29 protein-coding genes are annotated in these 24276 nt (G+C 55.9%); 15 read left to right on the top strand and 14 right to left on the bottom strand.

Features of this window, described 5'->3' with window-relative positions; translation table 11 throughout:
- Positions 1-5: 5 nt before the first annotated feature.
- From AB1E37_RS02600 to rplU, 3 genes are all read right to left on the bottom strand, one after another.
- Positions 6-971 carry a DMT family transporter gene (locus AB1E37_RS02600; RefSeq protein WP_004149938.1) on the bottom strand — a complete coding sequence of 322 codons (966 nt, stop codon included), beginning with the start codon at positions 969-971 and terminating at the stop codon, positions 6-8.
- Between the two features lie 93 nt (positions 972-1064).
- Positions 1065-1322 carry a 50S ribosomal protein L27 gene (rpmA, locus tag AB1E37_RS02595; protein WP_002434222.1) on the bottom strand — a complete coding sequence of 86 codons (258 nt, stop codon included), beginning with the start codon at positions 1320-1322 and terminating at the stop codon, positions 1065-1067.
- Between the two features lie 20 nt (positions 1323-1342).
- Entirely contained in the window at positions 1343-1654 is a 312-nt protein-coding gene (gene rplU / locus AB1E37_RS02590) for a 50S ribosomal protein L21 (RefSeq protein ID WP_002918379.1), read from the bottom strand.
- 260 nt (positions 1655-1914) lie between these two features.
- On the opposite strand from rplU, the gene ispB reads away from it, so the two are divergent.
- Together ispB and sfsB are read left to right on the top strand one after the other, a co-directional pair.
- Positions 1915-2886, top strand: a complete 972-nt coding sequence (gene ispB / locus AB1E37_RS02585; protein ID WP_004144907.1) for an octaprenyl diphosphate synthase — start codon at positions 1915-1917, stop codon at positions 2884-2886.
- A gap of 197 nt (positions 2887-3083) precedes the next feature.
- A complete protein-coding gene (gene sfsB / locus AB1E37_RS02580; RefSeq protein WP_002918381.1) occupies positions 3084-3356 on the top strand; it encodes a DNA-binding transcriptional regulator SfsB in 273 nt (90 codons plus the stop codon).
- A 55-nt stretch (positions 3357-3411) separates the two neighbouring features.
- Here the strand turns inward: sfsB and murA are convergent, their stop codons facing one another.
- From murA to mlaF, 7 genes are all read right to left on the bottom strand, one after another.
- Entirely contained in the window at positions 3412-4671 is a 1260-nt protein-coding gene (murA, locus tag AB1E37_RS02575; protein ID WP_002918382.1) for a UDP-N-acetylglucosamine 1-carboxyvinyltransferase, read from the bottom strand.
- Between the two features lie 53 nt (positions 4672-4724).
- Positions 4725-4979 carry a BolA family iron metabolism protein IbaG gene (gene ibaG, locus AB1E37_RS02570; RefSeq protein ID WP_004144910.1) on the bottom strand — a complete coding sequence of 85 codons (255 nt, stop codon included), beginning with the start codon at positions 4977-4979 and terminating at the stop codon, positions 4725-4727.
- 139 nt (positions 4980-5118) lie between these two features.
- Positions 5119-5406 carry a lipid asymmetry maintenance protein MlaB gene (mlaB, locus tag AB1E37_RS02565; protein WP_004185850.1) on the bottom strand — a complete coding sequence of 96 codons (288 nt, stop codon included), beginning with the start codon at positions 5404-5406 and terminating at the stop codon, positions 5119-5121.
- Positions 5406-6041, bottom strand: coding sequence for a phospholipid-binding protein MlaC (mlaC, locus tag AB1E37_RS02560; RefSeq protein WP_002918386.1), 636 nt, complete (start codon positions 6039-6041; stop codon positions 5406-5408). Before mlaC ends, mlaB begins: the two co-directional genes overlap by 1 nt.
- 18 nt (positions 6042-6059) lie before the next feature.
- Positions 6060-6611: an outer membrane lipid asymmetry maintenance protein MlaD gene (mlaD, locus tag AB1E37_RS02555; protein ID WP_002918387.1), complete on the bottom strand. Its 552-nt coding sequence runs from the start codon at positions 6609-6611 to the stop codon at positions 6060-6062.
- A gap of 4 nt (positions 6612-6615) precedes the next feature.
- On the bottom strand, positions 6616-7398 hold the full coding sequence (gene mlaE / locus AB1E37_RS02550) for a lipid asymmetry maintenance ABC transporter permease subunit MlaE (RefSeq protein ID WP_004150949.1): 783 nt from the start codon (positions 7396-7398) through the stop codon (positions 6616-6618).
- 7 nt (positions 7399-7405) lie between these two features.
- A complete protein-coding gene (gene mlaF, locus AB1E37_RS02545; protein ID WP_004150950.1) occupies positions 7406-8218 on the bottom strand; it encodes a phospholipid ABC transporter ATP-binding protein MlaF in 813 nt (270 codons plus the stop codon).
- A 209-nt stretch (positions 8219-8427) separates the two neighbouring features.
- On the opposite strand from mlaF, the gene AB1E37_RS02540 reads away from it, so the two are divergent.
- The 11 genes from AB1E37_RS02540 (at position 8428) to npr (ending at position 16324) form a co-directional block, all read left to right on the top strand.
- On the top strand, positions 8428-9405 hold the full coding sequence (locus tag AB1E37_RS02540; RefSeq protein WP_002918397.1) for a calcium/sodium antiporter: 978 nt from the start codon (positions 8428-8430) through the stop codon (positions 9403-9405).
- A 14-nt stretch (positions 9406-9419) separates the two neighbouring features.
- Positions 9420-10406 (top strand): arabinose-5-phosphate isomerase KdsD, encoded by a 987-nt coding sequence (gene kdsD / locus AB1E37_RS02535; RefSeq protein ID WP_002918399.1) that lies wholly within the window; start codon positions 9420-9422, stop codon positions 10404-10406.
- Between the two features lie 14 nt (positions 10407-10420).
- Positions 10421-10987: a 3-deoxy-manno-octulosonate-8-phosphatase KdsC gene (kdsC, locus tag AB1E37_RS02530; RefSeq protein WP_002918405.1), complete on the top strand. Its 567-nt coding sequence runs from the start codon at positions 10421-10423 to the stop codon at positions 10985-10987.
- Complete coding sequence (gene lptC / locus AB1E37_RS02525) at positions 10984-11559, top strand: LPS export ABC transporter periplasmic protein LptC (RefSeq protein WP_002918413.1); 576 nt, start codon at positions 10984-10986, stop codon at positions 11557-11559. Before kdsC ends, lptC begins: the two co-directional genes overlap by 4 nt.
- Positions 11528-12073 (top strand): lipopolysaccharide ABC transporter substrate-binding protein LptA, encoded by a 546-nt coding sequence (gene lptA, locus AB1E37_RS02520; RefSeq protein WP_002918415.1) that lies wholly within the window; start codon positions 11528-11530, stop codon positions 12071-12073. The genes lptC and lptA overlap by 32 nt, the downstream gene beginning before the upstream one ends.
- Before the next feature lie 6 nt (positions 12074-12079).
- Positions 12080-12805, top strand: a complete 726-nt coding sequence (gene lptB, locus AB1E37_RS02515) for an LPS export ABC transporter ATP-binding protein (RefSeq protein WP_004206203.1) — start codon at positions 12080-12082, stop codon at positions 12803-12805.
- Positions 12806-12852: 47 nt separating this feature from the next.
- Complete coding sequence (rpoN, locus tag AB1E37_RS02510; protein WP_002918420.1) at positions 12853-14286, top strand: RNA polymerase factor sigma-54; 1434 nt, start codon at positions 12853-12855, stop codon at positions 14284-14286.
- A gap of 22 nt (positions 14287-14308) precedes the next feature.
- The gene (gene hpf, locus AB1E37_RS02505) at positions 14309-14596 is read left to right on the top strand and encodes a ribosome hibernation promoting factor (RefSeq protein ID WP_002918423.1); all 288 of its coding nucleotides are present in this window, start codon (positions 14309-14311) and stop codon (positions 14594-14596) included.
- A 70-nt stretch (positions 14597-14666) separates the two neighbouring features.
- Positions 14667-15155 carry a PTS IIA-like nitrogen regulatory protein PtsN gene (gene ptsN / locus AB1E37_RS02500; protein WP_004144926.1) on the top strand — a complete coding sequence of 163 codons (489 nt, stop codon included), beginning with the start codon at positions 14667-14669 and terminating at the stop codon, positions 15153-15155.
- Between the two features lie 45 nt (positions 15156-15200).
- Positions 15201-16055 (top strand): RNase adapter RapZ, encoded by an 855-nt coding sequence (gene rapZ, locus AB1E37_RS02495; RefSeq protein WP_002918428.1) that lies wholly within the window; start codon positions 15201-15203, stop codon positions 16053-16055.
- The gene (npr, locus tag AB1E37_RS02490; protein WP_002918431.1) at positions 16052-16324 is read left to right on the top strand and encodes a PTS phosphocarrier protein NPr; all 273 of its coding nucleotides are present in this window, start codon (positions 16052-16054) and stop codon (positions 16322-16324) included. The genes rapZ and npr overlap by 4 nt, the downstream gene beginning before the upstream one ends.
- A 63-nt stretch (positions 16325-16387) precedes the next feature.
- Here npr and mtgA read toward each other — a convergent pair whose 3' ends face one another.
- The 4 genes from mtgA to uxuA all read right to left on the bottom strand — a co-directional run bounded on the left by mtgA (position 16388) and on the right by uxuA (position 21547).
- Positions 16388-17113 (bottom strand): monofunctional biosynthetic peptidoglycan transglycosylase, encoded by a 726-nt coding sequence (gene mtgA / locus AB1E37_RS02485; RefSeq protein ID WP_004211950.1) that lies wholly within the window; start codon positions 17111-17113, stop codon positions 16388-16390.
- The gene (elbB, locus tag AB1E37_RS02480) at positions 17110-17763 is read right to left on the bottom strand and encodes an isoprenoid biosynthesis glyoxalase ElbB (protein ID WP_023342254.1); all 654 of its coding nucleotides are present in this window, start codon (positions 17761-17763) and stop codon (positions 17110-17112) included. Before elbB ends, mtgA begins: the two co-directional genes overlap by 4 nt.
- A gap of 233 nt (positions 17764-17996) precedes the next feature.
- Complete coding sequence (arcB, locus tag AB1E37_RS02475) at positions 17997-20336, bottom strand: aerobic respiration two-component sensor histidine kinase ArcB (protein WP_002918444.1); 2340 nt, start codon at positions 20334-20336, stop codon at positions 17997-17999.
- Between the two features lie 146 nt (positions 20337-20482).
- Complete coding sequence (uxuA, locus tag AB1E37_RS02470; protein ID WP_004174133.1) at positions 20483-21547, bottom strand: mannonate dehydratase; 1065 nt, start codon at positions 21545-21547, stop codon at positions 20483-20485.
- A 295-nt stretch (positions 21548-21842) separates the two neighbouring features.
- Between uxuA and AB1E37_RS02465 the strand changes: the two genes are divergently transcribed.
- A complete protein-coding gene (locus AB1E37_RS02465; protein ID WP_002918451.1) occupies positions 21843-22859 on the top strand; it encodes a Zn-dependent oxidoreductase in 1017 nt (338 codons plus the stop codon).
- Positions 22860-22944: 85 nt separating this feature from the next.
- On the top strand, positions 22945-24228 hold the full coding sequence (locus AB1E37_RS02460) for an MFS transporter (protein WP_004188427.1): 1284 nt from the start codon (positions 22945-22947) through the stop codon (positions 24226-24228).
- The last annotated feature ends 48 nt before the right edge of the window (positions 24229-24276 follow it).

Raw genomic sequence — 24276 nt, 5'->3', positions numbered from 1 at the left:
GTAAATCATTCGCCTGAGCGGGGCAGCGGTACTACCGCCTCTCGCTTACGCCAACGTCCCCAAAGACGATGACCGATGGCGGAATACATCGCGCCCGCAACCACGACAAACGCACCGAGATAACCAATCAGGTTTAACATCGGTCTGGCGAAAACATCGGGCCAGGCCATTGATAATAAATCAGAAAACAGTAGCGTAAACAGTGGCGTCAAGGTGATTAACGCGCTGACCTGCGCCGCCTGCCAGCGCGCCATGGCTTCCGCCAGCGCCCCGTAGCCGACCAGGGTATTCAGCCCGCAAAAAATCAGGCATGCCAGTTGCCAGCTGCTTAACCGGGAAATCACTCCGGGCTCAGCAAGCGGCAGTAATGCAATCGTACACAAAGTGTACAGCAAAAATAGTATCTGCTGTGATGCCAGACGGCGCAATAACACCTTTTGCGCGACGCCGTAGCTTACCCACACCGTAGCGGCAGCAACGCCGAAAATTACCCCCCACGTGTAGTCCGTCAGGCGGGTAAAGATTTCAATCAGACTGGTATTGAAGAACATCACCAGCCCGCTGAGCAGCATCAACGCGCCCACCACCTGGGTGCCGCGCATGCGCTCTTTCAGAATTACGACACTAGCCACCATCATCCCCACCGGCGATAGCTGGCCGATGACCTGAGAAGCCGTGGGGCTGAGGTATTGCAGGGAAGAACTAAACAGGATGAAGTTACCGAACAGACCGCCGGTGGCAATCGCTAATAACACCAGCCAGCGCGGCTTGCGAAAAATTCGCATCGGCGGCAGTTTGCCTTTGATCGCGAGGATCGCGCCAAGCCCAATGCTGGCCATCAGGAAGCGATAAAAGACCACCGTAGGCGGCGCCATCACCTCGAGAACCTGTTTCATTGCAATCGGCAACGCTCCCCAACACATTGCGGTGGTAAGCGCCAGAATAATGCCAATCCCAGCCTGCTGCTTCATGCCTGTTTCCCTGCAAAAATTTTCCGGTAGACGAATGTAAAAAGCCCCGCAACGTGTTGCGGGGCTTTCATCCGTTACCGGGACGCGAAAAACTTATTCAGCAACGATGCTGATGAATTTACGGTTTTTCGGGCCTTTAACTTCGAACTTGACTTTACCGTCAGTCAAAGCGAACAGAGTGTGGTCACGGCCGCAACCAACGTTGGTACCAGCGTGGAATTTAGTACCACGTTGACGAACGATGATGCTACCTGCCAGAACTGCTTCACCGCCGAAACGTTTTACGCCCAGACGTTTAGCTTCTGAATCGCGACCGTTACGAGTCGAGCCGCCAGCCTTTTTATGTGCCATTTAAATCTACTCCTCAGGTCTTAGGCGCTGATGCCAGTGATTTTCACATCAGTGAACCACTGACGATGGCCCTGCTGCTTACGATAGTGTTTACGACGACGAAACTTAACGATTTTAACTTTCTCGCCACGACCGTGAGCAACAACTTCAGCTTTGATTACGCCGCCCTCAACGAAAGGAACGCCGATCTTGATTTCTTCACCGTTTGCGATCATCAGCACTTCAGCGAATTCAACAGCTTCGCCAGTTGCGATGTCCAGCTTTTCCAGGCGAACGGTCTGACCTTCGCTTACTCGGTGTTGTTTACCACCACTTTGGAAAACCGCGTACATATAAAACTCCGCTTCCGCGCACCTCTTTATGTGATTCAGAGTGCGCTATAAATATTCACAATAGGGCGCGAATATTACGCAAAACGCGAGCCTTTGACAAGAGCGATTAGCGATCAATGCAGAAAAAAAACACAACTTTCACGACAACGTTTATCTACGGCAATTTTTCAGTACAATCATATCTTCTTTTAATTCTGTCTTAATCCTTCTGTGATCCCACCTGGATTCATGGTAACAGGACATTTGGCCCGGCTTTTGCGATGAATTTAGAAAAAATCAATGAGTTAACCGCGCAAGATATGGCGGGTGTCAATGCGACGATTCTTGAGCAACTCAACTCCGATGTTCAGCTTATCAATCAGTTAGGCTATTACATCGTCAGCGGCGGCGGCAAACGCATTCGCCCGATGATTGCTGTGCTCGCCGCACGCGCGGTGGGCTATCAGGGGAGCGCGCATGTCACCATTGCCGCGCTGATTGAATTTATTCATACCGCCACCCTGCTGCATGACGACGTCGTCGATGAGTCTGATATGCGTCGCGGCAAAGCCACGGCCAATGCGGCGTTTGGCAATGCCGCCAGCGTGCTGGTCGGCGATTTTATCTATACCCGCGCCTTTCAGATGATGACCCAGCTGGGCTCGCTGAAGATCCTTGAGGTCATGTCGGAAGCGGTGAACGTCATTGCCGAAGGAGAAGTGCTGCAGCTGATGAACGTCAATGACCCGGATATCACCGAAGAGAACTACATGCGCGTTATCTACAGCAAGACGGCGCGCCTGTTTGAAGCAGCCTCGCAGTGTGCGGGACTGCTGGCCGACTGCACTGCGGAAGAAGAGCGCGCGTTGCAGGATTATGGCCGCTATCTCGGCACCGCTTTCCAGCTAATCGACGATTTACTCGATTATAGCTCTGACGGCGAGCGGCTCGGTAAAAACGTCGGTGACGACCTGAACGAAGGTAAACCCACGCTACCGCTGCTGCACGCCATGCACCATGGCACACCCGATCAATCAGCGATGATCCGCGGTGCGATCGAGCAAGGCAACGGCCGCCATCTACTGGATGCTGTGCTGGAAACGATGGCGACCTGCGGTTCGCTGGAATGGACGCAGAAGCGTGCCGAAGAAGAAGCTGACAAAGCCATTGCCGCGCTGCAGATCCTCCCGGACACGCCCTGGCGCGAAGCCTTGATTGGGCTGGCGCATATTGCAGTCCAGCGCGATCATTAATCCCCCCTCCTTTCCCGCGCGACGCGCGGGAAAGTTCCAGTAAAATGTCATTTCTCTCCCTAAACTTCCGAATATCTTGATAGATTCTGAATATTCCGGCGCTTTAACAGAACTTGTTAGAACCCTACATAGTACGCGGGTATAGTGTCTCTATCGCCCATGTGGGACGATCTGGACCTTTAACACCAGGAGAATTTATGGATAAGTTCATCGACTGGCATCCCGCAGATATTGTTGCGGGATTACGTAAACGGGGAACATCGCTGGCGGCAGAGTCGCGACGGCACGGACTAAGTTCTTCAACGCTGGCGAACGCCCTGACCCGCCCCTGGCCGAAAGGCGAATTGATTATCGCCACAGCGCTGGAAACGCAGCCGTGGGTCATCTGGCCGTCACGCTACCACGACCCGGTGACTCATGAGTTTATCGACAGAACGCAGATGATGCGTCAGAAGAAGATCGACAAGTGATGTGATTGCTCGACAGCGCCCCGGAACAACGTCCCGGGGCGCTGTCAGGACGCGGTTACTCGCCCTTCACGCGTTGAATATTGGCGCCCAAGGCCTGCAGTTTATCTTCGATACGCTCATAGCCGCGATCGATATGATAGATGCGATCGACGATGGTGGTCCCTTCAGCGATACAGCCGGCCAGCACCAGGCTCGCCGACGCGCGCAAATCGGTCGCCATCACCTGCGCGCCAGAAAGCTGCTTCACGCCGTGACAGATAGCGGTATTGCTCTCGATCTCCGCGTGCGCGCCCATACGGATCAGCTCCGGAATGTGCATGAAGCGGTTTTCAAAGATCGTTTCGGTGATCACGCCGGTCCCTTCCGCTACCAGGTTAAGCAGCGTGAACTGGGCCTGCATATCGGTCGGGAAGCCCGGGTGCGGCGCGGTACGCACGTTGACCGCTTTCGGACGGTTGCCGTGCATATCGAGGCTGATCCAGTCTTCGCCCGTTTCGATGTCAGCCCCGGCGTCGCGCAGCTTCGCCAGTACGGCATCCAGGGTATCCGGCTGCGCGTTACGGCAGAGGATCTTGCCGCCGGAAATCGCCGCGGCCACCAGGAAAGTCCCGGTTTCAATACGGTCAGGCAGCACACGGTAGACGCCGCCGCCCAGGCGCTGCACGCCTTCGATGGTAATGCGATCGCTACCCTGGCCTGTGATTTTTGCGCCCAGCGCGTTCAGGAAGTTGGCGGTATCGACAATCTCCGGCTCGCGAGCGGCGTTTTCAATAATCGTCGTTCCCTCCGCAAGCGTCGCTGCGCTCATGATGGTTACGGTGGCGCCGACGCTCACCTTATCCATCACAATATGCGCGCCTTTCAGGCGACCGCTGACCGAGGCTTTGACATAACCTTCTTCCAGTTTGATCTCGGCGCCCAGCTGCTCCAGACCGCTAATATGCAGATCGACCGGACGCGCGCCGATAGCGCAGCCGCCAGGCAGAGAAACTTGCCCCTGACCGAAACGTGCCACCAACGGGCCCAGCGCCCAGATAGAGGCGCGCATGGTTTTCACCAGATCGTACGGAGCACAGAATACATCGACCGGGCCGGCGTCAATCCATACCGAACCATTGCGCTCGACCTTCGCGCCCAGCTGGCTCAGCAGCTTCATGGTGGTATCGATGTCTTTCAGCTTAGGTACGTTTTGGATCTCTACCGGCTCTTCGGCAAGCAGCGCGGAAAAGAGGATTGGCAGGGCGGCGTTTTTTGCCCCGGAGATGGTGACTTCACCCTGAAGGCGAGTCGGCCCCTGAACACGGAATTTATCCATTGATTCTGTTCTCTATTAAAAATTCACATACGCTGCAGGGGATCCCCCACAGCTTAGAAGCCATTGAGTTTGCGGTCTCGCGCCCACTCCTGCGGAGTAAAGGCCTTGATCGACAGCGCATGGATGCGGTTGTCGGCAATATATTCCATCAGCGGCGCGTAGACGCTCTGCTGCTTTTTCACCCGACTCATGCCATCGAACATCTCACCCACAGCAATAACCTGAAAGTGGCTGCCATCGCCAGAGACGTGGACTTCCTGGAGGGGGAGTGCGTTCATCAGCACGGTCTGAATTTCATGATTTTCCATGGGCTCAAATTTATCTGATAGTGAAAACAGCCCAACATCTTAGAGGAAAGTGGCGCGGTCTTAAACAAGCAAAAAGCCCCGGCGAAAAGATTGCCAGGGCTTTCGGAATAGCTTCAGTGCTAAGGCACTGAAAAGATTATCAGATCAGATCGGCAGGCAGGTTGTAAAGACCGATCAGCGTTTGCAGGTTTTCGCTCTTGCCGACCAGCTGCGCTTCCCGGCCCTGACGGCGAATCAGCGCCATAAAATGCACTAACAGCGCCAGGCCCGCGGTGTCCACGCGCGTGGTCTGACTGAGATCGATGATCGCCGTTCCCGCCGTCGCCTGGGCGCGCGCCTCCCAGAGCGGGACCAGCAGATCCTGATCCAGCTCCCCGTGCAGCGCCAGCGTCTCGCCCTCGCGAGTCCAGCTCAGCTGCCCGCTCATTATTTTTTCTGTTCCAGGGTGATCGGCTGCGCAGAGATCGCTTTCAGCTGCGCGGTCAGGCCATCAACGCCCTTGGTGCGCAGCAGATCGCTCCACTCATTCTGTTTGGTGGTGATCATGCTCACCCCTTCCGCGATCATATCGTAGGCCTGCCAGTTGCCGGTCTGGGTATTTTTACGCCACTGGAAGTCAAGACGTACCGGCGGACGACCGTTCGGGTCGATGATAGTGACGCGGATCGGAACGATGGTTGCGCTGCCCAGCGGCTGCTCCGGAGCAATCTGGTAAGTCTGCCCATGGTACATCGCCAGCGCCTGACCGTAGGCCTGCTTCAGGTATTCACGGAAGGCGGCAAAATAGGCCTCACGCTGCGCAGGGGTCGCTTCTTTGTAATAGCGGCCCAGCACCAGCGCGCCGGCATATTTCACCTGTACATACGGCAATAACTCCTGGTCGACGATGTCGCGCAGATAGTTAGGATTAGCTTTAATCTTCGGCTGTTCATTCTTCAGGCGATCGAAGGTTTTCTGCGCCGCTTCATTCATCAGCTTATACGGATTGGACTGATCTGCAGCCTGGACGGCGGTCAGCGGGGCAATCACCAGCATGGCGACCATGAGTAAGCGTTTAAACATATCGTATTTCTCCTGAAATTAATGCGTCGTGCCGGCTGCCGGCGTCGCGTCAGTATGACCTTCTGCCTCGGCCTTATCATTGCCAGAATTCTGATTGTCGCCGCCCTTACTGTTATAAAGGAACTGACCAATCAGATCTTCCAGCACCATGGCGGACTTGGTGTCCTGGATAGTGCCGCCGTCTTTAAGGATAGTCGTCCCGAGGTCCGGGTCTTCAAAACCGACGTTCAGCGCCAGGTACTGCTCGCCCAGCAGGCCAGAGGTGCGGATCGCCAACGAACTGGTATCCGGGATATGGTTGTAGCGCTCATCGATATCGAGCTCCACGCGTGGCAGATAGGTTTTCGGATCGAGCGTAATGTCCGCTACCCGCCCCACTACCACGCCGCCGATGCGCACCGGCGAGCGCGCCTTCAGGCCGCCGATGTTATCGAAAGTCGCATAAAGGCGATAAGTCGGCTCGGTGCGTAGCGAGGTGACGTTCGCCGCCTTCAGGCAGACAAACAGCGCCGCCAGCAGCGCCACCAGTAAGAACACCCCTACCCAGATTTCAGTTTTTTTCGTTTGCATGAACTCAATTCCCAAACATCAGCGCAGTCAGCACAAAATCCAGCCCCAGAACCGCCAGCGACGCATGCACCACGGTACGCGTTGTCGCCCGGCTAATCCCGGCGGAAGTGGGGATAGCGTCATAACCATTAAATAACGCAATCCAGGTTACCGTAATAGCGAACACCAGACTCTTAATCAGGCAGTTCACCAGATCCATTCGCCAGTCGACGGCATTTTGCATCGCGGTCCAGAAAAAACCACCGTCAATGCCTTTCCAGCTCACACCCACCAGCGCACCGCCCCAGATCCCTACCGCGACGAAGATAATCGTCAGCAGCGGCAGCGAAATGACACCGGCCCAGAAGCGTGGGGAAATGACGCGACGCAGCGGATCCACCGCCATCATCTCCATACTGGAGAGCTGTTCCGTGGCCCGCATCAGGCCAATCTCGGCGGTCAGCGCCGACCCGGCGCGGCCGGCAAACAGCAGCGCGGCGACCACCGGCCCCAGCTCACGCAGCAGCGACAGCGCCACCAGCATGCCAAGACTGGTCTCTGCGCTGTAGGTGGTTAACACCAGATACCCCTGCAGCCCGAGCACCATACCGATAAACAAGCCCGATACAATGATAATCAGCATCGACAGGACGCCGACGTTATAGAGTTGACGAACCAGCAGCGGCGCGTGCTTGCGAAACTCTGGTTTGCCGACAACGGCGTTGAAAAGCATTAATCCGGCGCGTCCAAACGTCGCGGTGGTTTTAATACCGCGATGACCTAGCGCGGCCAGCGCATTAAACAGCATGAGTCGCTCAACTCCCTATGCCTAATAAATCATGGTGATAGTCGCCAGCAGGATAACGGAACGGCACCGGACCGTCGGCAATACCATCAATGAACTGACGAACCCGAGGATCGGTATTCTCCCGTAGCGACTGGGCGCTACCGTGGGCGACAATCTTTTTATCCGCCACGATATACGCGTAGTCCGCGATGCTAAGCACCTCGGGCACATCGTGCGAAACCACGATGCAAGTGACACCCAGCGTGCTGTTGAGTTCAGAAATCAGCTTCACCAGCACGCCCATAGTGATGGGATCCTGCCCGACGAACGGTTCGTCGAACATAATCAGATCCGGCTCCAGGGCAATGGCTCTCGCCAGGGCGGCGCGGCGCGCCATCCCACCGGAAAGCTCAGAAGGCATTAACTTCGCCGCACCGCGTAGCCCCACCGCTTCCAGCTTCATCATCACCGTCGTATGCAGCAGCGCAGGCGGCAAATGCGTATGTTCGCGCAGCGGATAGGCAACGTTGTCAAAGACATTGAGATCGGTGAACAGCGCGCCGGACTGGAACAGCATGCTCATCCGCTTACGCACCGTATAAAGACGCGAACGCGTCATCTGCGGCACGTTCTCGCCATCAAACAGGATCTCTCCCCTGTCCGGCGGGATCTGGCCGCCGATCAGGCGTAACAGGGTAGTCTTGCCGATCCCCGAAGGTCCCATGATCGCAGTAATTTTACCGCGCGGCACCGACAGCGAGATGTCGTCGAAGATCACACGATCGCCGCGTGAAAAGCGGATACCGCGCACTTCAACTAAATTCGCCTGAGTTTGGCTCATAAAATCATCCTTACTAAACACCTGACGGGCAAGCATGGCCCTTTCTTGCGCCACAATCACAACATTTTTACAGAATCTTACCTGCACAGGTTAGCGAAAGCTGGCATTTGTTTTACTTTTGGCACACATAAAGTCAAAATTAAGAATTCGTTACGCTGCGTAGGGATAACCCAGCGAGGCGACGATTATACCTGAAGAAAGGACTTTAGATGCTCTTAGCGACGGCTCTGTTAATTATTGGTTTATTGCTGGTTGTCTACAGTGCCGATCGTCTGGTCTATGCCGCCTCCATCCTGTGTCGTATGTTGGGGATCCCGCCGCTGATCATCGGCATGACAGTGGTCAGTATCGGCACCAGCCTGCCTGAGATCATGGTCGCCACCGCGGCCTCGCTGCACGGGCAGACCGATCTGGCGGTCGGCACCGCGCTCGGATCTAATATCACCAATATCTTATTGATCCTCGGTCTCGCCGCCTTACTCAGGCCATTTACCGTGCATTCTGATATTCTGCGCCGCGAATTACCGCTAATGTTGCTGGTCAGCGTGCTGGCGGGACTGGTGCTCTACGATGGACAACTGACCCGTCTCGACGGGCTATTTTTACTGGCGTTAGCGCTTCTGTGGCTGCTGTTCACCATCAAAATCGCTCGCCTGGCGGAGCGCCAGGGAAGCGATAGCCTGACCCGCGAACAGCTGGCGGAGCTGCCACGCGAAGGGTCGCTGCCGGTCGCCCTGCTCTGGTTAGGGGTAGCGATGATCGTCATGCCGATGGCGACCCGCATGGTGGTGGATAACAGTACAGTGCTGGCAAACTATTTCGCCATCAGCGAACTGACCGTCGGCCTGACGGTGGTGGCGATAGGCACCAGCCTGCCGGAGCTGGCCACCGCCATCGCCGGGGCGCGGAAAGGGGAAGATGATATTGCCATCGGCAATATCATCGGCGCCAATATCCTTAATATCGCACTGGTGCTGGGTTTACCGGCGCTGATCGCGCCGGGGAGCTTTGCGACCGAAGCCTTCACTCGCGATTATGGCGTGATGCTGCTGGTCAGCCTGATCTTCGCAGTGCTGTGCTGGCGCCGTCAGCAGCAGCCGGGACGACTGGTTGGCGCGCTGCTGGTCGGCGGCTTTGTGGTTTGGTTGGCGATGCTGTTTTGGACAGCACCGCTCTTCGTTGAATGATTCGGGATAACATCATGTCGCAAATAGATTTGCCCACGGATTTTGACTTTCAACAGGCAGGCCGTCAGGTGCTGGAAATTGAACGTGAAGGTCTGGCCCAGCTCGATCAATACATAAATGAAGACTTTACCCATGCCTGCGAAACGATTTTCCGCTGCGGCGGGAAAGTCGTGGTGATGGGGATGGGCAAATCCGGCCACATCGGCCGCAAAATGGCGGCAACCTTCGCCAGTACCGGCACCTCGGCATTTTTTGTCCACCCCGGCGAAGCGGCGCACGGTGATTTAGGTATGGTCACGCCGCAGGATGTGGTAATTGCGCTGTCGAACTCCGGCGAATCGAATGAAATCCTCGCGCTGATCCCGGTCCTCAAGCGCCAGCAGGTGAAGCTTATCTGTATCACCAGCCGGCCGGAGAGCAGCATGGCGCGCGCGGCGGATATCCATCTGTGCGTGAAAGTGCCGAAGGAGGCCTGCCCGTTAGGACTGGCGCCCACGTCGAGCACCACCGCCGCGCTGGTGATGGGTGATGCCCTCGCCGTCGCCCTGCTGGAAGCCCGCGGCTTTACCGCTGAGGATTTCGCCCTGTCGCATCCGGGCGGCGCACTCGGCCGTAAGCTGTTGCTGCGGGTCAATGATATTATGCATACCGGTGATGAAATCCCGCACGTCGGCCTGCAGGCGACCCTGCGCGATGCGCTGCTGGAAATCACGCGTAAAAATTTAGGCATGACCGCTATCTGCGATGACGATATGAACATCATCGGTATCTTTACCGACGGTGACCTGCGCCGGGTCTTCGATACCGGCGTTGATATGCGCGATGCCAGCATTGCCGACGTCATGACCCGGGGAGGTATCCGCATCCGCCCCGGCACTCTGGCGGTGGATGCGCTAAACCTGATGCAATCCCGTCATATCACCTGCGTGCTGGTTGCCGATGGCGACCATCTGCTGGGTGTGGTACATATGCACGATCTGCTGCGCGCGGGCGTAGTGTAAGTAAGGAAAAAATAATGAATAATGCTGATGCTCAGTTAGCGACCTGCTACGGGCCGGTAAGCCAGGCGTTTGTCGATCGCGCGGCGAAGATCCGTCTACTGATCCTTGATGTCGACGGTGTATTATCCGACGGGCTTATATATATGGGTAATCACGGCGAGGAGCTGAAAGCGTTTAACGTCCGCGATGGCTATGGTATCCGCTGCGCGCTGACCTCGGGTATTGAAGTGGCGATTATTACCGGGCGAAAAGCTAAACTGGTAGAAGATCGCTGTCAGACGCTGGGCATTACGCATTTGTACCAGGGGCAGTCGGACAAGCTGCTGGCGTTCCGCGATCTGACGGACAAACTGCACGTGCGGCCGGAAGAAGTCGCCTACATCGGCGACGATCTTATTGACTGGCCGGTGATGGCCGAAGTGGGCCTTAGCGTCGCCGTCGCCGATGCGCATCCGCTGCTGCTACCGCGGGCGAATTATGTCACGCGAATTAACGGCGGACGCGGCGCGGTACGCGAAGTCTGCGATTTGTTACTATTGGCGCAGGGCAAGTTGGATGAGGCCAAAGGGCAATCAATATGAGTAAAACCAGACGTTGGGTTATCATTTTACTGTCGCTGCTCGCGCTGATCCTTATCGGCCTGAATCTGGCGAATACGGACGACACGGCCCAGCCGGAGGTCAATCCTAACGACCCTACGTATAAAAGCGAACATACCGACACCGTGGTATACAGTCCGGAAGGCGCCCTGAGCTATCGGCTGATTGCCGAGCACGTGGAATATTTTTCCGATCAGGAGGTCTCCTGGTTTACCAAACCGGTGATGACCACCTTTGATACTAACAAGGTGCCTACCTGGTCGGTCAGAGCAGACAAAGCGAAGCTGACGAATGACCGGATGCTCTATCTTTACGGGCACGTTGAGGTGAATGCGCTCGCGCCAGATTCTCAACTGCGCAAAATTACGACGGATAACGCCCAGATAAATCTGGTAACGCAGGACGTTACCTCCGATGACATGGTGACGTTATACGGCACCACATTTAATTCCAGCGGCCTGAAAATGCGTGGAAACCTTCGCAGCAAAAATGCCGAGCTGATTGAAAAGGTGAGAACCTCTTATGAAATTCAGAACAAACAAACTCAGCCTTAAGATTGCGCTCGCCGGCGCGTTACTGGCCGCCAGCCTGCCGGCCCTCGCCAAGACGGGCGATACCGATCAGCCGATCCATATCGAATCCGATCAGCAGTCGCTGGACATGCAGGGCAATGTCGTCACCTTCACCGGTAACGTGGTCGTGACCCAGGGGACGATCAAGATTAACGCTGATAAAGTGGTGGTCACCCGTCCGGGCAACGAGAAAGGCAAAGAGGTGATCGAAGGTTTCGGTAACCCGGCTACTTTCTATCAGATGCAGGATAACGGCAAGCCGGTAAAAGGCCGGGCGTCGAAAATGCGCTACGAGCTGCAGAACGATTACGTCGTGCTGACGGGCAACGCTTATCTGGAACAGCTCGACAGCAACATCAAGGGCGACAAGATCACCTATCTGGTGAAAGAGCAAAAAATGCAGGCCTTCAGCGACAAAGGTCGACGCGTCACCACCGTTCTGGTGCCGTCCGAGCTGCAGGACAAAAGCGGCAACCAGCAAAAGAAGAGTAACTAATCCGTTATGGCAACCTTAACTGCGAAGAATCTCGCTAAAGCGTACAAAGGCCGCCGCGTGGTGGAAGATGTCAGTCTCACCGTTAACTCGGGCGAGATTGTCGGCTTGCTCGGCCCGAACGGCGCCGGTAAAACGACCACCTTCTACATGGTGGTCGGGATTGTGCCCCGCGACGCAGGCAATATCATCATCGATGACGAAGACATCAGCCTGCTGCCGCTGCACGCGCGCGCGCGACGGGGCATCGGCTACCTGCCGCAGGAAGCGTCGATTTTCCGTCGCCTCAGCGTCTATGACAACCTGATGGCGGTCCTGCAGATCCGTGACGATCTATCCAGCGAACAACGGGAAGATCGCGCTAAAGAGCTGATGGAAGAGTTTCATATTGAGCACCTGCGCGACAGCCTCGGTCAGGCGCTCTCCGGTGGTGAACGCCGCCGCGTCGAAATCGCCCGCGCGCTGGCGGCGAATCCGAAATTTATTCTTCTGGATGAACCCTTTGCCGGCGTGGATCCGATCTCCGTTATCGATATTAAACGCATCATTGAGCACCTGCGCGACAGCGGTCTCGGCGTTCTGATTACCGACCATAACGTCCGTGAGACCCTCGCGGTCTGCGAACGCGCGTATATTGTCAGTCAGGGACACCTTATCGCTCATGGTACACCGCAGCAGATCCTCGAAGATGAGCAGGTTAAGCGCGTGTATCTTGGGGAAGACTTCAGACTCTGATAGGGTAGAGGTTACAGACGTTTTAGCCGGAGATATTTACCCTGAACATGAAGCAAGGTTTGCAATTAAGGCTTAGCCAACAGCTTGCCATGACGCCGCAGCTGCAGCAGGCGATTCGTTTGCTGCAGTTGTCCACGTTAGAACTCCAGCAAGAGCTCCAGCAAGCGCTGGAAAGTAACCCGTTGCTTGAGCAAACCGATCTTCACGACGAGGTAGAGGCAAAAGAGGTGGAGGACCGCGAGTCCCTCGATACCGTCGATGCGCTTGAGCAAAAAGAGATGCCCGACGAACTGCCTCTCGATGCCAGCTGGGATGAAATCTATACCGCTGGCACGCCGTCGGGTAACGGCGTCGACTATCAGGACGACGAGCTTCCCGTCTATCAAGGCGAGACCACCCAGACGCTGCAGGACTATCTGATGTGGCAGGTTGAGCTGACGCCTTTCACCGACACCGACCGCGCTATTGCCACCTCTATCGTCGACGCCGTCGACGATACGGGCTACCTCACGATTCAGATTGAAGATATTGTCGACAGCATCGGCGATGACGAGATCGGCCTGGAGGAGGTGGAAGCGGTCCTCAAGCGAATCCAGCGTTTTGATCCGGTTGGCGTCGCAGCGAAAGATCTGCGCGACTGCCTGCTGATCCAGCTGTCGCAATTTGCTAAAGAGACGCCGTGGCTGGAAGAGGCCCGGCTGATTATCAGCGACCATCTTGATCTGCTGGCCAACCATGATTTCCGCACTCTAATGCGAGTCACCCGCCTGAAAGAAGAGGTGCTTAAAGAGGCGGTCAATCTGATCCAGTCCCTGGATCCTCGCCCTGGCCAGTCCATTCAGACCAGCGAACCGGAATATGTCATCCCGGATGTGCTGGTGCGCAAGGTGAGCGGCCGCTGGACCGTCGAGCTCAACGCCGACAGCATTCCACGGTTGAAAATAAATCAGCAGTATGCGGCAATGGGCAACAGCGCCCGCAATGACGCCGACGGCCAGTTCATTCGCAGCAATCTGCAGGAAGCCCGCTGGCTGATTAAAAGTCTGGAAAGCCGCAACGATACCCTGCTGCGCGTCAGCCGCTGCATCGTAGAGCAGCAGCAGGCTTTTTTCGAACAGGGTGAAGAGTATATGAAGCCGATGGTGCTGGCCGATATCGCCCAGGCCGTCGAGATGCATGAATCGACAATTTCCCGTGTCACCACGCAAAAATATCTGCACAGTCCGCGCGGTATTTTTGAACTGAAGTATTTCTTCTCCAGCCATGTGAATACCGAAGGCGGAGGCGAAGCCTCGTCGACGGCGATTCGCGCGCTGGTGAAGAAGCTCATCGCCGCGGAAAACCCCGCGAAGCCGTTGAGCGACAGTAAGCTCACCTCCATGCTGTCCGAGCAGGGTATTATGGTGGCGCGCCGCACTGTCGCGAAGTACAGAGAGTCTTTATCCATCCCGCCGTCAAACCAGCGTAAACAACTGGTCTGACATAACCGATAAGGAAGACACTATGCAGCTCAACATTACAGGACACAACGTCGAAATTACGCCTGCGATGCGCGAATTCGTTACGGCGAAGTTCAGCAAGCTGGAGCAATTTTTCGACCGGATCAATCAGGTCTATATTGTGTTAAAAGTAGAGAAAGTGACGCAAATTGCGGACGCGAATCTGCATGTCAACGGTGGCGAAATCCATGCCAGTGCGGAAGGGCAGGATATGTATGCGGCTGTCGATGGTCTTATCGACAAGCTGGCAAGACAGTTAACGAAGCACAAAGATAAACTAAAACAACACTAATTGTCCGGGCCCCCTTGCGCCCGCCGCTGGATATCATCGGCGACGGGCGCGGGGGCGCTCAGGTGAAATTATGATGAACAACGATTCGGCTCTACAACTGAGCAACGTCCTGAACCAGGAATGTACCCGTAGCCAGGTGCACTGCCAGAGCAAGAAGCGTGCTCTGGAAATCATCAGCGAACTGGCCGCCAAACAGTTAAGTTTGCCGCCGCAGGTGGTGTTCGAAGCGATCCTCACCCGCGAAAAAATGGGCAGTACCGGGATCGGCAATGGTATTGCCATTCCCCACGGAAAACTGGAAGAGGATACGCTGCGTGCTGTCGGCGTTTTTGTCCAGCTGGAAACCCCCATCGCCTTCGACGCGATCGACAATCAACCTGTCGACCTGCTGTTCGCGCTGCTGGTGCCGGCCGACCAGACAAAAACTCACCTGCATACGCTCTCCCTGGTGGCCAAACGGCTGGCGGACAAAGCGATTTGTCGTCGCCTGCGCGCGGCGCAGAGCGATGAAGAGTTGTATGAGATCATCACCGAAGCAGGAAGCAGCGATGACGCATAACGGCAGTCGCACCTTATCCTTTATCGTACTGAGGAGAAACGGTACATGGTACTGATGATCGTCAGCGGCCGCTCGGGCTCGGGGAAATCCGTCGCTCTGCGAGCGCTGGAAGATATGGGCTTTTACTGCGTGGATAACCTGCCGGTCGTGCTGCTGCCCGACCTGGCGCGGTCGCTGGCTGACCGTAATATCTCCGCGGCCGTCAGCATCGACGTGCGTAACATGCCGGAATCCCCGGAGATATTCGAGCAGGCGATGCAGAATCTGCCGGAATGTTTTTCTCCGCAGCTGCTGTTCCTTGATGCCGACCGCAATACCCTGATCCGCCGGTACAGCGATACCCGTCGCCTGCACCCGCTCTCCAGCAAGAATCTGTCGCTGGAAAGCGCCATCGACGAAGAGAGCGATCTGCTGGAGCCCCTGCGCTCCCGCGCCGATCTGATCGTCGATACGTCGGAAATGTCGGTGCATGAGCTGGCCGAGATGCTGCGTACCCGACTGCTGGGTAAACGCGAGCGTGAACTGACGATGGTCTTCGAATCCTTCGGCTTCAAGCACGGTATTCCGATCGATGCCGATTACGTCTTTGACGTGCGCTTTCTGCCCAACCCGCACTGGGATCCGAAACTGCGTCCAATGACCGGTCTGGATAAACCAGTGGCCGCCTTCCTCGATCGGCACACTGAAGTGCACAACTTTATTTATCAGACCCGAAGCTATCTTGAGCTATGGTTACCGATGCTGGAGACCAACAATCGCAGCTATCTGACGGTGGCCATTGGCTGTACCGGCGGTAAACATCGTTCGGTTTATATTGCTGAACAACTGGCTGACTACTTCCGCTCGCGCGGCAAGAACGTGCAGTCTCGTCATCGGACGCTGGAAAAACGTAAATCATGACCGTAAAGCAGACCGTTGAAATCACCAATAAGCTGGGCATGCACGCCCGCCCGGCGATGAAGCTGTTCGAACTGATGCAGAATTTCGATGCCGAAGTACTGCTGCGCAACGATGAAGGCACGGAGGCGGAAGCCAACAGCGTGATTGCCCTGCTGATGCTGGACTCGGCGAAAGGGCGACAGATAGAGGTGGAGGCCAGCGGTCCGCAGGAAGTTGAAGCCCTCGCCGCGGTGATTGCCCTGTTTAACGCTGGCTTTGACGAAGACTAAACGTGACGCTTCCCGGCGACGGACGACTGGCGACTGTACCAGCCCCGGCGCCGGAGTAACCCGCTAATAGAGCTTATGCTCGCGCATGAACCCTTCCCCGCCCAGCTGTCGCATCTGGCGTAAGATCCAGGCCTGACGACTGCGCACATAGCCTGACGGCGCATCGGCGCGATAGCGGATCGGGTTCGGCAGCACCGCGGCCAGCAGAGCCGCTTCCCCCGGCGTCAGCTGACTGGCGGGTTTATGAAAATAGCGCTGGGCGGCCGCTTCCACACCAAATATCCCATCGCCGAACTCGGCAATATTCAGGTAGACGGTCAGGATCCGCTTTTTACTCCACACGGTTTCGATCCCGACAGTCAGCCCAGCTTCCAGCCCCTTACGCAGCCAGCTGCGGCCATCCCATAAAAACAGGTTTTTCGCCGTCTGCTGCGACAGCGTTGACGCGCCGCGGATGCGGGTCTCGTGACGTTCATTGTGCGCCAGCGCTTTCTCAATCGCCGACACGTCGAACCCCCAGTGTTCCGGGAACTTCTGATCTTCGGCGGCAATCACCGCCAGCCCCATCCATGGAGAGATCTTATCCATGGCAACCCAGTCGGAATGCGCCAGATAATGGAAATCGCCGGACAGCCAGGCGCTCACCTGCCGCTCAAGCATCACCGCCGAAAACGGCACCGGCAGCACGCTAAACAGCGCGATCCCCCCGCCCCAGAGGACGGCGGCGATCAGCAGCAGACGCAATGCCAGACGTTTTAGCAGCGCAAGGGGCGCAACGCGGAGCCTCATGCGCTCAGCGCCAGCACGCGGGCCACCAGCTTCTCAATCCCGGTGGCGGCTTGCGCAATGTCCTCCGCCAGCATATACGCCGGAGTGGTGACCACTTTGTTGTCTTCATCCACCACGATGTCGTCGACCGGGCAAGGCACGTGCTCTGCCCCCATCTCTTCCACCACATCGGCGGTATCAAGATCGGTCCCAATGGTCATCCGCAGCGGAAACGCAAAGATCTTCGGCAGCATCGCCGGGGCAATGCACATAAAGCCCAGCGGCTTGCCGGTCTGATGCATCGCCAGCGCCAGGGCCCGCAGATCGGGATCCACCTGGCATTCGCTGCCCTCGGCGGCGAAGCTGCTTAGATTTTTCGCCGCGCCGAAGCCGCCAGGGACGATCAGCGCGTCCAGCGTCTCCGCACGCGCCTGCACCAGCGGCAGGATGTCGCCGCGGGCGATACGCGCTGCTTCCACCAGCACATTGCGCTGCTCTGGCATCGCCTCCCCGGTCAGATGGTTGATGACATCGCGCTGCGGTTTATCGGGCGCAAAGCACACTGCCTGCGCGCCGTTGCGCGCGATCGCCAGCAGGGTAATCACCGCCTCATGGATTTCACTGCCGTCGTACACGCCGCAGCCGCCCAGTACCACACCAATTTTTTTCATCGCTTTCGCTCCTCCATGCAACTCGCTGAAACCAGTCAAAAATGTCGATTAACTCGCTATGCTTCACATATTTTACTGATTCATGTAACAAATTAGTTAAGCTTTGCTATCTTAATGAGCGAGCAATCCACTTCTTCGGTTGCGCCACGTAACAACATCACTCAAACAACACTGGCTCAACCACCAGTTCCCTGGTGTTGGCGCAGTATTCGCGCACCCCGGTCTGTCCGGGGTCATTTTTTGCTGGCTTTCGCCACCCACGCCTTCAGTACCGCTACATCGTTTTGCCACTCGGATTTCATCTCTTCAACCCATTCAGCGACATTATCAGACCAGGCAGGCAGATCCGGAGTCTGGATCTGCTGGCCCAGCTGCTGGATGTGGCGCAGTCCGATAGAACCGGCCGCCCCTTTGATCTTATGCCCCTCTTCGACAATCCCTTTTTGGTCGCGGGCGGTCAGATTAGACTCCAGAACGGACATGTAGCCCGGCATCATCTTCTCAAACACCGCGAGGCCATCGTTGATAAGCTTCGGTCCCACCAGCTCGATATATTGCTCCAGCATATCGGTATCCAGCACCGCGTCGGCTTTATGCAGATCGGCCGCCGGCGCTTCCTGCGCTTCCTCATCCGGTGCATCCCAGAATTTCTTGATCATGGCCGTCAGCGCTGGCACCGATAGCGGCTTACTCAACACATCGTCCATTCCGGCGTCGAGATACTCTTTTTTATTCTTCAGCACGTTGGCGGTCAGGGCGACCAGCGGCGGTAGCTCGTCAGCGGCAAAGCGCTGTTTCAGTTCCCGGGAAATATCCAGTCCGGTCATGTCCGGTAACTGAATATCCAACAGCACAAGGTCATATTCGCCTGGCTCAAACATCTCCAGCGCGGCTTTCCCGGTCATCGCCACATCAACGCTGTTACCCAGTTTTTCCAGCACTGAACGGGCCACAATAACGTTGAGCTCAATGTCCTCAACCAGCAGCACGTTGAGCGCCGGTAATGGCATGTCGTCTTCCGCCAGCGTATCTTCCACTTCTTCCGCAATGGCAGGCGCATGGACGGTAAGCGTAAAGGTCGCCCCTTTACCCGGCTGGCTGGTAACGCTGATATCACCGCCCATATTACGCGCCAGGCGACGCGAGACGGCGAGACCAATCCCGGTTCCGGTGGCCGGTTTGCCGCCGTGGCTGTCTTTGACCTGGTAATACATGGCGAAAATTTTGTCCTGTTCCGCTTCAGGAATACCAATTCCGGAGTCTTCCACTTCGAAGTGCAGGATATCGCCTTCGTCATAGCGCACGCGGACGTTCACCCCTCCGCCCTGCGGGGTAAACTTCACGGCGTTACTGATAAGATTCCACAGGATCTGCCGCAGGCGGGTCCCATCCGTGATTACCTTATGCGGCAGCGGCAGGCTCGGCTCCAGCACAAAGCGCAGCCCCTTTTGCTGTGCCTGCAAGCCGGATAGGTTTTCAAGGTCGGCAAGGAAGCTGGTGAAGTCCACCGGCTGGTTATCGAGCTGCACCTTGCGGCGCTCCATTTTGTCCATGTCGATAATATCATTGAAGATATTCCCCAGCGTCACCGCCGAGACATGGATAGTTTTCAGGTATTTTTCCTGTTCGCTGGTCAGTTCGGTATCCAGCAAAATTCGGCTCAGCCCGACGATCCCGTTTAGCGGGGTACGCAGCTCATGACTGATGGTGGAAATAAAGGTGGTTTTATCCCGGCTGGCGCGCTCAAGAGCGTCCTGATAGCGTTTACGTTCGGTGATATCGCGGCCGAAGCCCATCAGGCCGCGACGCTTACCGACGCGATCGTAGTAGGGGACCTTGCGGATTTCAAAGCACGCTTTGCGGCCATCGGGATAGTCCAGCCACTGCTCATAGGTCAGCGATACATTATGGCGGAACACCTTCTCGTCGGTCTCCAGTACCTTTTCCGCCGCCTCTTCGCTATAGACGTCCTGCGGTTTGAGGTGGATCAGCTGTTTCTCGCTTTTGCCGGTCAGCAGCTCCATCGCCCGGTTACAGCCTGAAAACTCCTTATCCTCATTGCGATAGAAGACCAGGTCCGGGGAAGCATCAAGGAAAGAGCGCAGAAAGGAGGATTGCTGTTCGAGCTGGATCTGCGTCTCTTCACGCTCTTTCATCTCAATCTTCAACTGCTCGAGGGTGGTCTCGCGCTCGGCTTCCGCTTTTTCACGTTCGCCAATCTCCTGATTCAACTGCGCGATGTTATCTTTCAGTTGGACGTTCAGCTTTAGATCGCGCTCACGCATCTCCTCCAGCTTGTCCACCAGCCGCGAAAGACGCTGACGGGACTCTTCGAGCTGCTCCACCACCACCGAGAGAAAGTAGACCGCCCAAGGCGTGATCAGCAGGCCAAAGAAGATAGAGCGGATAACGTCGATACTTTCAACCTGGCCATGCAGCACCATGGTAACCGCCATCTGTACCACGATGGCCAGCACCACCAGCGCAAGAGCCAACAGCATCGAAAAGCGGACCAGACCCAGCTTCATCATCAGGTCGACATAATACTGCGCCAGCATACGAATTTGCTTCATAGGGGATTCCTTCACGACAACTCCGCACAATAATACTCAATTCTGAGCAATGCGCTGTAAGTTGTGCAAAAAATGCGGGCAGGAGTCGATACGGCGGCCGGCCGCAGAGGCGAACCAGCCGCAAAAGAGGGGGATCAGAAGAGGGATTAACGCTTGCTTAACGCCTCCCAGAGTCCTTTCAGGTAGGTCACGCCAAGGGCGCGGTCGAACAGGCCATAGCCCGGCCGTCCGGTCTCTCCCCAGATAAAGCGACCATGATCCGGGCGAATATAGCCGTCGAATCCGTTGTCATACAGCGCTTGCATCACTTTGTACATATCCAGGGAGCCGTACTCTGACGGATGGGCGCACTCGTAAAAGTCTTTATCCTGCATCAGCTTTATATTGCGGACGTGGGCAAAATGAATTCGCTTACGCCGCGTAAATTCTGCCAGGATGGCGTACACGTCATTATCAGGATCTTCGGCAATCGAGCCGGTGCAGAGCGTAATGCCGTTGGCGGGTGAATCGACGGCCCGGCAGATCCAGTCCAGATCGTCGCGGTTTTTGACCACCCGCGGCAGGCCAAAAATGGAGTACGGCGGGTCGTCCGGGTGGATCGCCATTTTCACCCCAACCTCTTCGCAAACCGGGATCACCGCCTGCAGAAAATAAACCAGGTTCTCCCGCAGCTTCTGATCATCCACCGCGCTATATTTGGCAAACAGGGTCTGCACCTCCGCCAGCCGTTCCGGCTCCCAGCCCGGCAAGGCGAAGCCGTTTGAATTCTCAAGCACCTCCTTCACCACGTCTTCCAGCCGCTTATCGATATCTTTCTTCTCAAACGCCATCGTCAGCGAGCCATCCGGCAGGACGTAGTTCATATCCGTCTTCATCCAGTCGAAAACCGGCATGAAGTTATAGCAGATGACTTTAACGCCAAAGCGGGCAAGGTTGCGGATGGTCTGCTGGTAGTTGGCAATATAGCGGTCACGGGTAGGTAGGCCGATTTTGATGTCGTCATGGATGTTGACGCTCTCTATCACCTCCATTTTCAGGCCTGCGGCATGGGCCTGACCGACCAGACGCTCAATTTTATCCACCGGCCATACTTCGCCCACCGCGACGTCGTAGAGCGCGCCGACCACCCCCTCAACGCCAGGCACCTGGCGAATATGTTCTAATGAAATCTTGTCTTCCTCTGGTCCAAACCAGCGCATTGTCATCTGCATTGTCTTCACCTGCTCAACTTAGTTTAATTTACCCTACTACCATACCAGTAATCATAGATGATTGAGCGTTGGCTGTCGTGATAGCGATCACATTCCTGCCGACCGGCTCGCCAGCGGTGAATGCGTCGGTGCATTCATAATTTTTTCAATTTATTTCAATAGATTAATCATGCTATGGCTTTTTCTGCCGAGCTTTCTCAAATGTGATCCAGGCCTGATTATGATCTTTTGCATACTTGTATGGTAATAAAAGTAGCGTAATTTGTTCAGAAAAAAGACAATGGAAGGAATCAAAATGAGAAGCGTCGTCGTCAAAGAGCCAGGCCAACTGAACATTGAATCACGTCCGGTTCCAGTTCCGGGCGCCCATGAAGTACGGGTGAAAATTGCTTTTGCCGGGATCTGTGGTTCCGATGTACACATCTATCACGGCCACAACCCTTTCGCGAAATATCCCCGCGTCATCGGCCATGAATTCTATGGCATCATCGACGCCGTCGGCGAGCAGGTATCTCCGGCACGCATCGGCGAGCGTGTCGCGGTGGACCCCGTTGTCAGCTGCGGCCATTGTTATCCTTGCTCGGTAGGAAGGCCGAATGTCTGTACGCAGCTCCAGGTCATAGGAGTTCACCGCGACGGGGGATTTAGCGACTATGCCTGCGTGCCGGCGAAAAATGCCTGGCGCATCCCCGAGGCTATCAGCGACCGTCAGGCAACGATGGTTGAGCCTTTTACCATCGCGGCAAATATTACCGCCCAGCTGCAGCCCACGGCGCAAGATATTGCCCTGGTTTACGGCGCTGGCCCGATGGGGCTGACAATCATTCAGGCGCTAAAGGGGGTATATGGCGTTAAGCAGGTGATCGTCGTGGATCGCATTGCCGAACGTCTGCAGATGGCCCGGGAAAACGGCGCCGATCTGACGCTCGATAACACTGACCAGCCGCTCGCGGAACAGCTGGCGCAGCGGCAGCTTGCCCCCACGCTGGTCATTGATGCCGCCTGCCACCCGGCGATCCTGCAGGAAGCCATTCTCCTCGCCTCCCCCGCCGCCCGCATCGGTATACTCGGTTTCTCCGGCGAGGCCTCGACCCTCACTCAGCAAAGCATCACCAGTAAAGAAATTTCTATTTTCTCCTCCCGGCTGAACAGCGGGCGTTTTCCGCTGGTCATCGACTGGATGGAGAAAGGCCTTATTCGTCCGGAGGCGTTAATCACCCATTGTATGCCGTTGGAGCAGGTGAAAGAGGCCATGGAGATTTTTGCTAACGACCGTAAGACCTGCTGCAAAGTGCTGCTGCAGCTGGGTTAAACCGGCATCGTATAGAATAACGGCCGACGGATATCTGCGTATCCGCCGCGCCTGATATAAATAATATAATGAGCATGGTGTTATCATGGGAAAAAATATCCGCTGGATTATCGTCCTGTTATTATTTTTAGTATATATGATAAATTATCTGGACCGGGTGGCATTATCCATTACGGTCCCGATGATTGAAAAGGACCTTGCACTTAACGCTGAACAATTCGGCATTATTTTCGGCAGCTTTTTCTTCGGCTACGCGGTATTTAATTTTATTGGCGGTTTGGCCGTGGATAAGTTTGGCGCAACGCTGGTAATGGGCCTGGCGGTCGGTCTGTGGTCGCTGTTTTGCGGCTTAACCGCGGTAGCCACCGGCTTTTATTCCATGCTGGTGCTGCGGGTGCTTTTCGGGATGGCGGAAGGCCCGATCTGCGCATCGGCGAACAAGATGATCAACGGCTGGTTTCCTAAAAAGCAAGCGGCTACCGCCGTCGGCTTTCTCAGCGCAGGCTCTCCGCTGGGCGGCGCGGTCGCCGGCCCCATCGTCGGTTACCTGGCCCTGGCATTCGGCTGGCGCCCGGCTTTTATGATTATTTTCGCTATCGGTATTGTATGGATGATAGCGTGGTTTTTCATTGCCGCTAATTCGCCCGAAAAGCATAAAAAAGTCAGCCAGGAAGAACTTAAGCTGATTAATAAAATGAAAGAAGAAGAAGTCGCGCTGGAAACAATAGAAAATCAAACAACTCACTCGCTGGGTTATTATTTGAAACAGCCAATTATTCTGGTAACGGCCTTTGCCTTCTTCTGCTACAACTATATTCTGTTTTTCTTTCTCAGCTGGTTCCCGTCCTATCTGGTACAACAGCACCATCTGGATATTAAACAGATGAGCCTTACCACTATGATCCCATGGATAGTCGGCTTTGTCGGTCTGGCGCTTGGGGGCTATATTTCCGATAAAATTTTTAAACTCACCGGGCGCCTGCTGCTGTCGCGCAAAATTGTGCTGGTGGTATGCCTGCTGATGGCCGCTATCTGCGTGGGACTGGCGGGTACCGTCAGCAGCGTCGTGCCTGCCGTTCTGCTGATGTCGGTCTCCATCTTTTTCCTCTATGTAACCGGGGCGATCTACTGGGCGATTATCCAGGACGTGGTGCATAAATCCCGCGTCGGCGGCGCCAGCGGCTTTATCCATCTTATCGGCAGCGTCTCCGGCATCGTGGGGCCGATTGTTACCGGCTATATCGTGCAGTCTACTGGTAAATTTGACAGCGCTTTCGTACTCGCCGGCACTATCGCCGCGCTTGGCGCCCTGCTGGTGCTGTTCGTGATCAAAACTCCGCGTGTGACGATGAAAGCCAGCCAGGCATAAATGGCAGGAGCGCGATGTCCGGCATTGTTCCGGACATCACGCTCGTAC

The organism is Klebsiella sp. Shm-1, from assembly GCF_040804525.1.
Classification (GTDB): domain Bacteria; phylum Pseudomonadota; class Gammaproteobacteria; order Enterobacterales; family Enterobacteriaceae; genus Klebsiella; species Klebsiella pneumoniae.
The sequence above is the reverse complement of the archived record's forward strand: the minus strand, read 5'-3'. Positions and strand labels throughout refer to the sequence as shown.

Excerpts from the sequence above, each read along its gene's own strand:
- mlaF (WP_004150950.1), bottom strand. The coding sequence starts at position 8,218 with ATGAGCCAAACTCAGGCGAATTTAGTTGAAGTGCGCGGTATCCGCTTT.
- mlaC (WP_002918386.1), bottom strand. The coding sequence starts at position 6,041 with ATGTTTAAACGCTTACTCATGGTCGCCATGCTGGTGATTGCCCCGCTG.
- mlaB (WP_004185850.1), bottom strand. The coding sequence starts at position 5,406 with ATGAGCGGGCAGCTGAGCTGGACTCGCGAGGGCGAGACGCTGGCGCTG.
- AB1E37_RS02465 (WP_002918451.1), top strand. The coding sequence starts at position 21,843 with ATGAGAAGCGTCGTCGTCAAAGAGCCAGGCCAACTGAACATTGAATCA.
- AB1E37_RS02540 (WP_002918397.1), top strand. The coding sequence starts at position 8,428 with ATGCTCTTAGCGACGGCTCTGTTAATTATTGGTTTATTGCTGGTTGTC.
- npr (WP_002918431.1), top strand. The coding sequence starts at position 16,052 with ATGACCGTAAAGCAGACCGTTGAAATCACCAATAAGCTGGGCATGCAC.
- AB1E37_RS02460 (WP_004188427.1), top strand. The coding sequence starts at position 22,945 with ATGGGAAAAAATATCCGCTGGATTATCGTCCTGTTATTATTTTTAGTA.
- ibaG (WP_004144910.1), bottom strand. The coding sequence starts at position 4,979 with ATGGAAAATCATGAAATTCAGACCGTGCTGATGAACGCACTCCCCCTC.
- mlaE (WP_004150949.1), bottom strand. The coding sequence starts at position 7,398 with ATGCTGTTTAATGCGCTGGCCGCGCTAGGTCATCGCGGTATTAAAACC.
- lptA (WP_002918415.1), top strand. The coding sequence starts at position 11,528 with ATGAAATTCAGAACAAACAAACTCAGCCTTAAGATTGCGCTCGCCGGC.
- rapZ (WP_002918428.1), top strand. The coding sequence starts at position 15,201 with ATGGTACTGATGATCGTCAGCGGCCGCTCGGGCTCGGGGAAATCCGTC.
- lptB (WP_004206203.1), top strand. The coding sequence starts at position 12,080 with ATGGCAACCTTAACTGCGAAGAATCTCGCTAAAGCGTACAAAGGCCGC.
- rplU (WP_002918379.1), bottom strand. The coding sequence starts at position 1,654 with ATGTACGCGGTTTTCCAAAGTGGTGGTAAACAACACCGAGTAAGCGAA.
- arcB (WP_002918444.1), bottom strand. The coding sequence starts at position 20,336 with ATGAAGCAAATTCGTATGCTGGCGCAGTATTATGTCGACCTGATGATG.
- ptsN (WP_004144926.1), top strand. The coding sequence starts at position 14,667 with ATGATGAACAACGATTCGGCTCTACAACTGAGCAACGTCCTGAACCAG.
- uxuA (WP_004174133.1), bottom strand. The coding sequence starts at position 21,547 with ATGCAGATGACAATGCGCTGGTTTGGACCAGAGGAAGACAAGATTTCA.
- lptC (WP_002918413.1), top strand. The coding sequence starts at position 10,984 with ATGAGTAAAACCAGACGTTGGGTTATCATTTTACTGTCGCTGCTCGCG.
- kdsD (WP_002918399.1), top strand. The coding sequence starts at position 9,420 with ATGTCGCAAATAGATTTGCCCACGGATTTTGACTTTCAACAGGCAGGC.
- rpoN (WP_002918420.1), top strand. The coding sequence starts at position 12,853 with ATGAAGCAAGGTTTGCAATTAAGGCTTAGCCAACAGCTTGCCATGACG.
- mtgA (WP_004211950.1), bottom strand. The coding sequence starts at position 17,113 with ATGAGGCTCCGCGTTGCGCCCCTTGCGCTGCTAAAACGTCTGGCATTG.
- sfsB (WP_002918381.1), top strand. The coding sequence starts at position 3,084 with ATGGATAAGTTCATCGACTGGCATCCCGCAGATATTGTTGCGGGATTA.
- ispB (WP_004144907.1), top strand. The coding sequence starts at position 1,915 with ATGAATTTAGAAAAAATCAATGAGTTAACCGCGCAAGATATGGCGGGT.
- murA (WP_002918382.1), bottom strand. The coding sequence starts at position 4,671 with ATGGATAAATTCCGTGTTCAGGGGCCGACTCGCCTTCAGGGTGAAGTC.
- mlaD (WP_002918387.1), bottom strand. The coding sequence starts at position 6,611 with ATGCAAACGAAAAAAACTGAAATCTGGGTAGGGGTGTTCTTACTGGTG.
- hpf (WP_002918423.1), top strand. The coding sequence starts at position 14,309 with ATGCAGCTCAACATTACAGGACACAACGTCGAAATTACGCCTGCGATG.
- rpmA (WP_002434222.1), bottom strand. The coding sequence starts at position 1,322 with ATGGCACATAAAAAGGCTGGCGGCTCGACTCGTAACGGTCGCGATTCA.
- elbB (WP_023342254.1), bottom strand. The coding sequence starts at position 17,763 with ATGAAAAAAATTGGTGTGGTACTGGGCGGCTGCGGCGTGTACGACGGC.
- AB1E37_RS02600 (WP_004149938.1), bottom strand. The coding sequence starts at position 971 with ATGAAGCAGCAGGCTGGGATTGGCATTATTCTGGCGCTTACCACCGCA.
- kdsC (WP_002918405.1), top strand. The coding sequence starts at position 10,421 with ATGAATAATGCTGATGCTCAGTTAGCGACCTGCTACGGGCCGGTAAGC.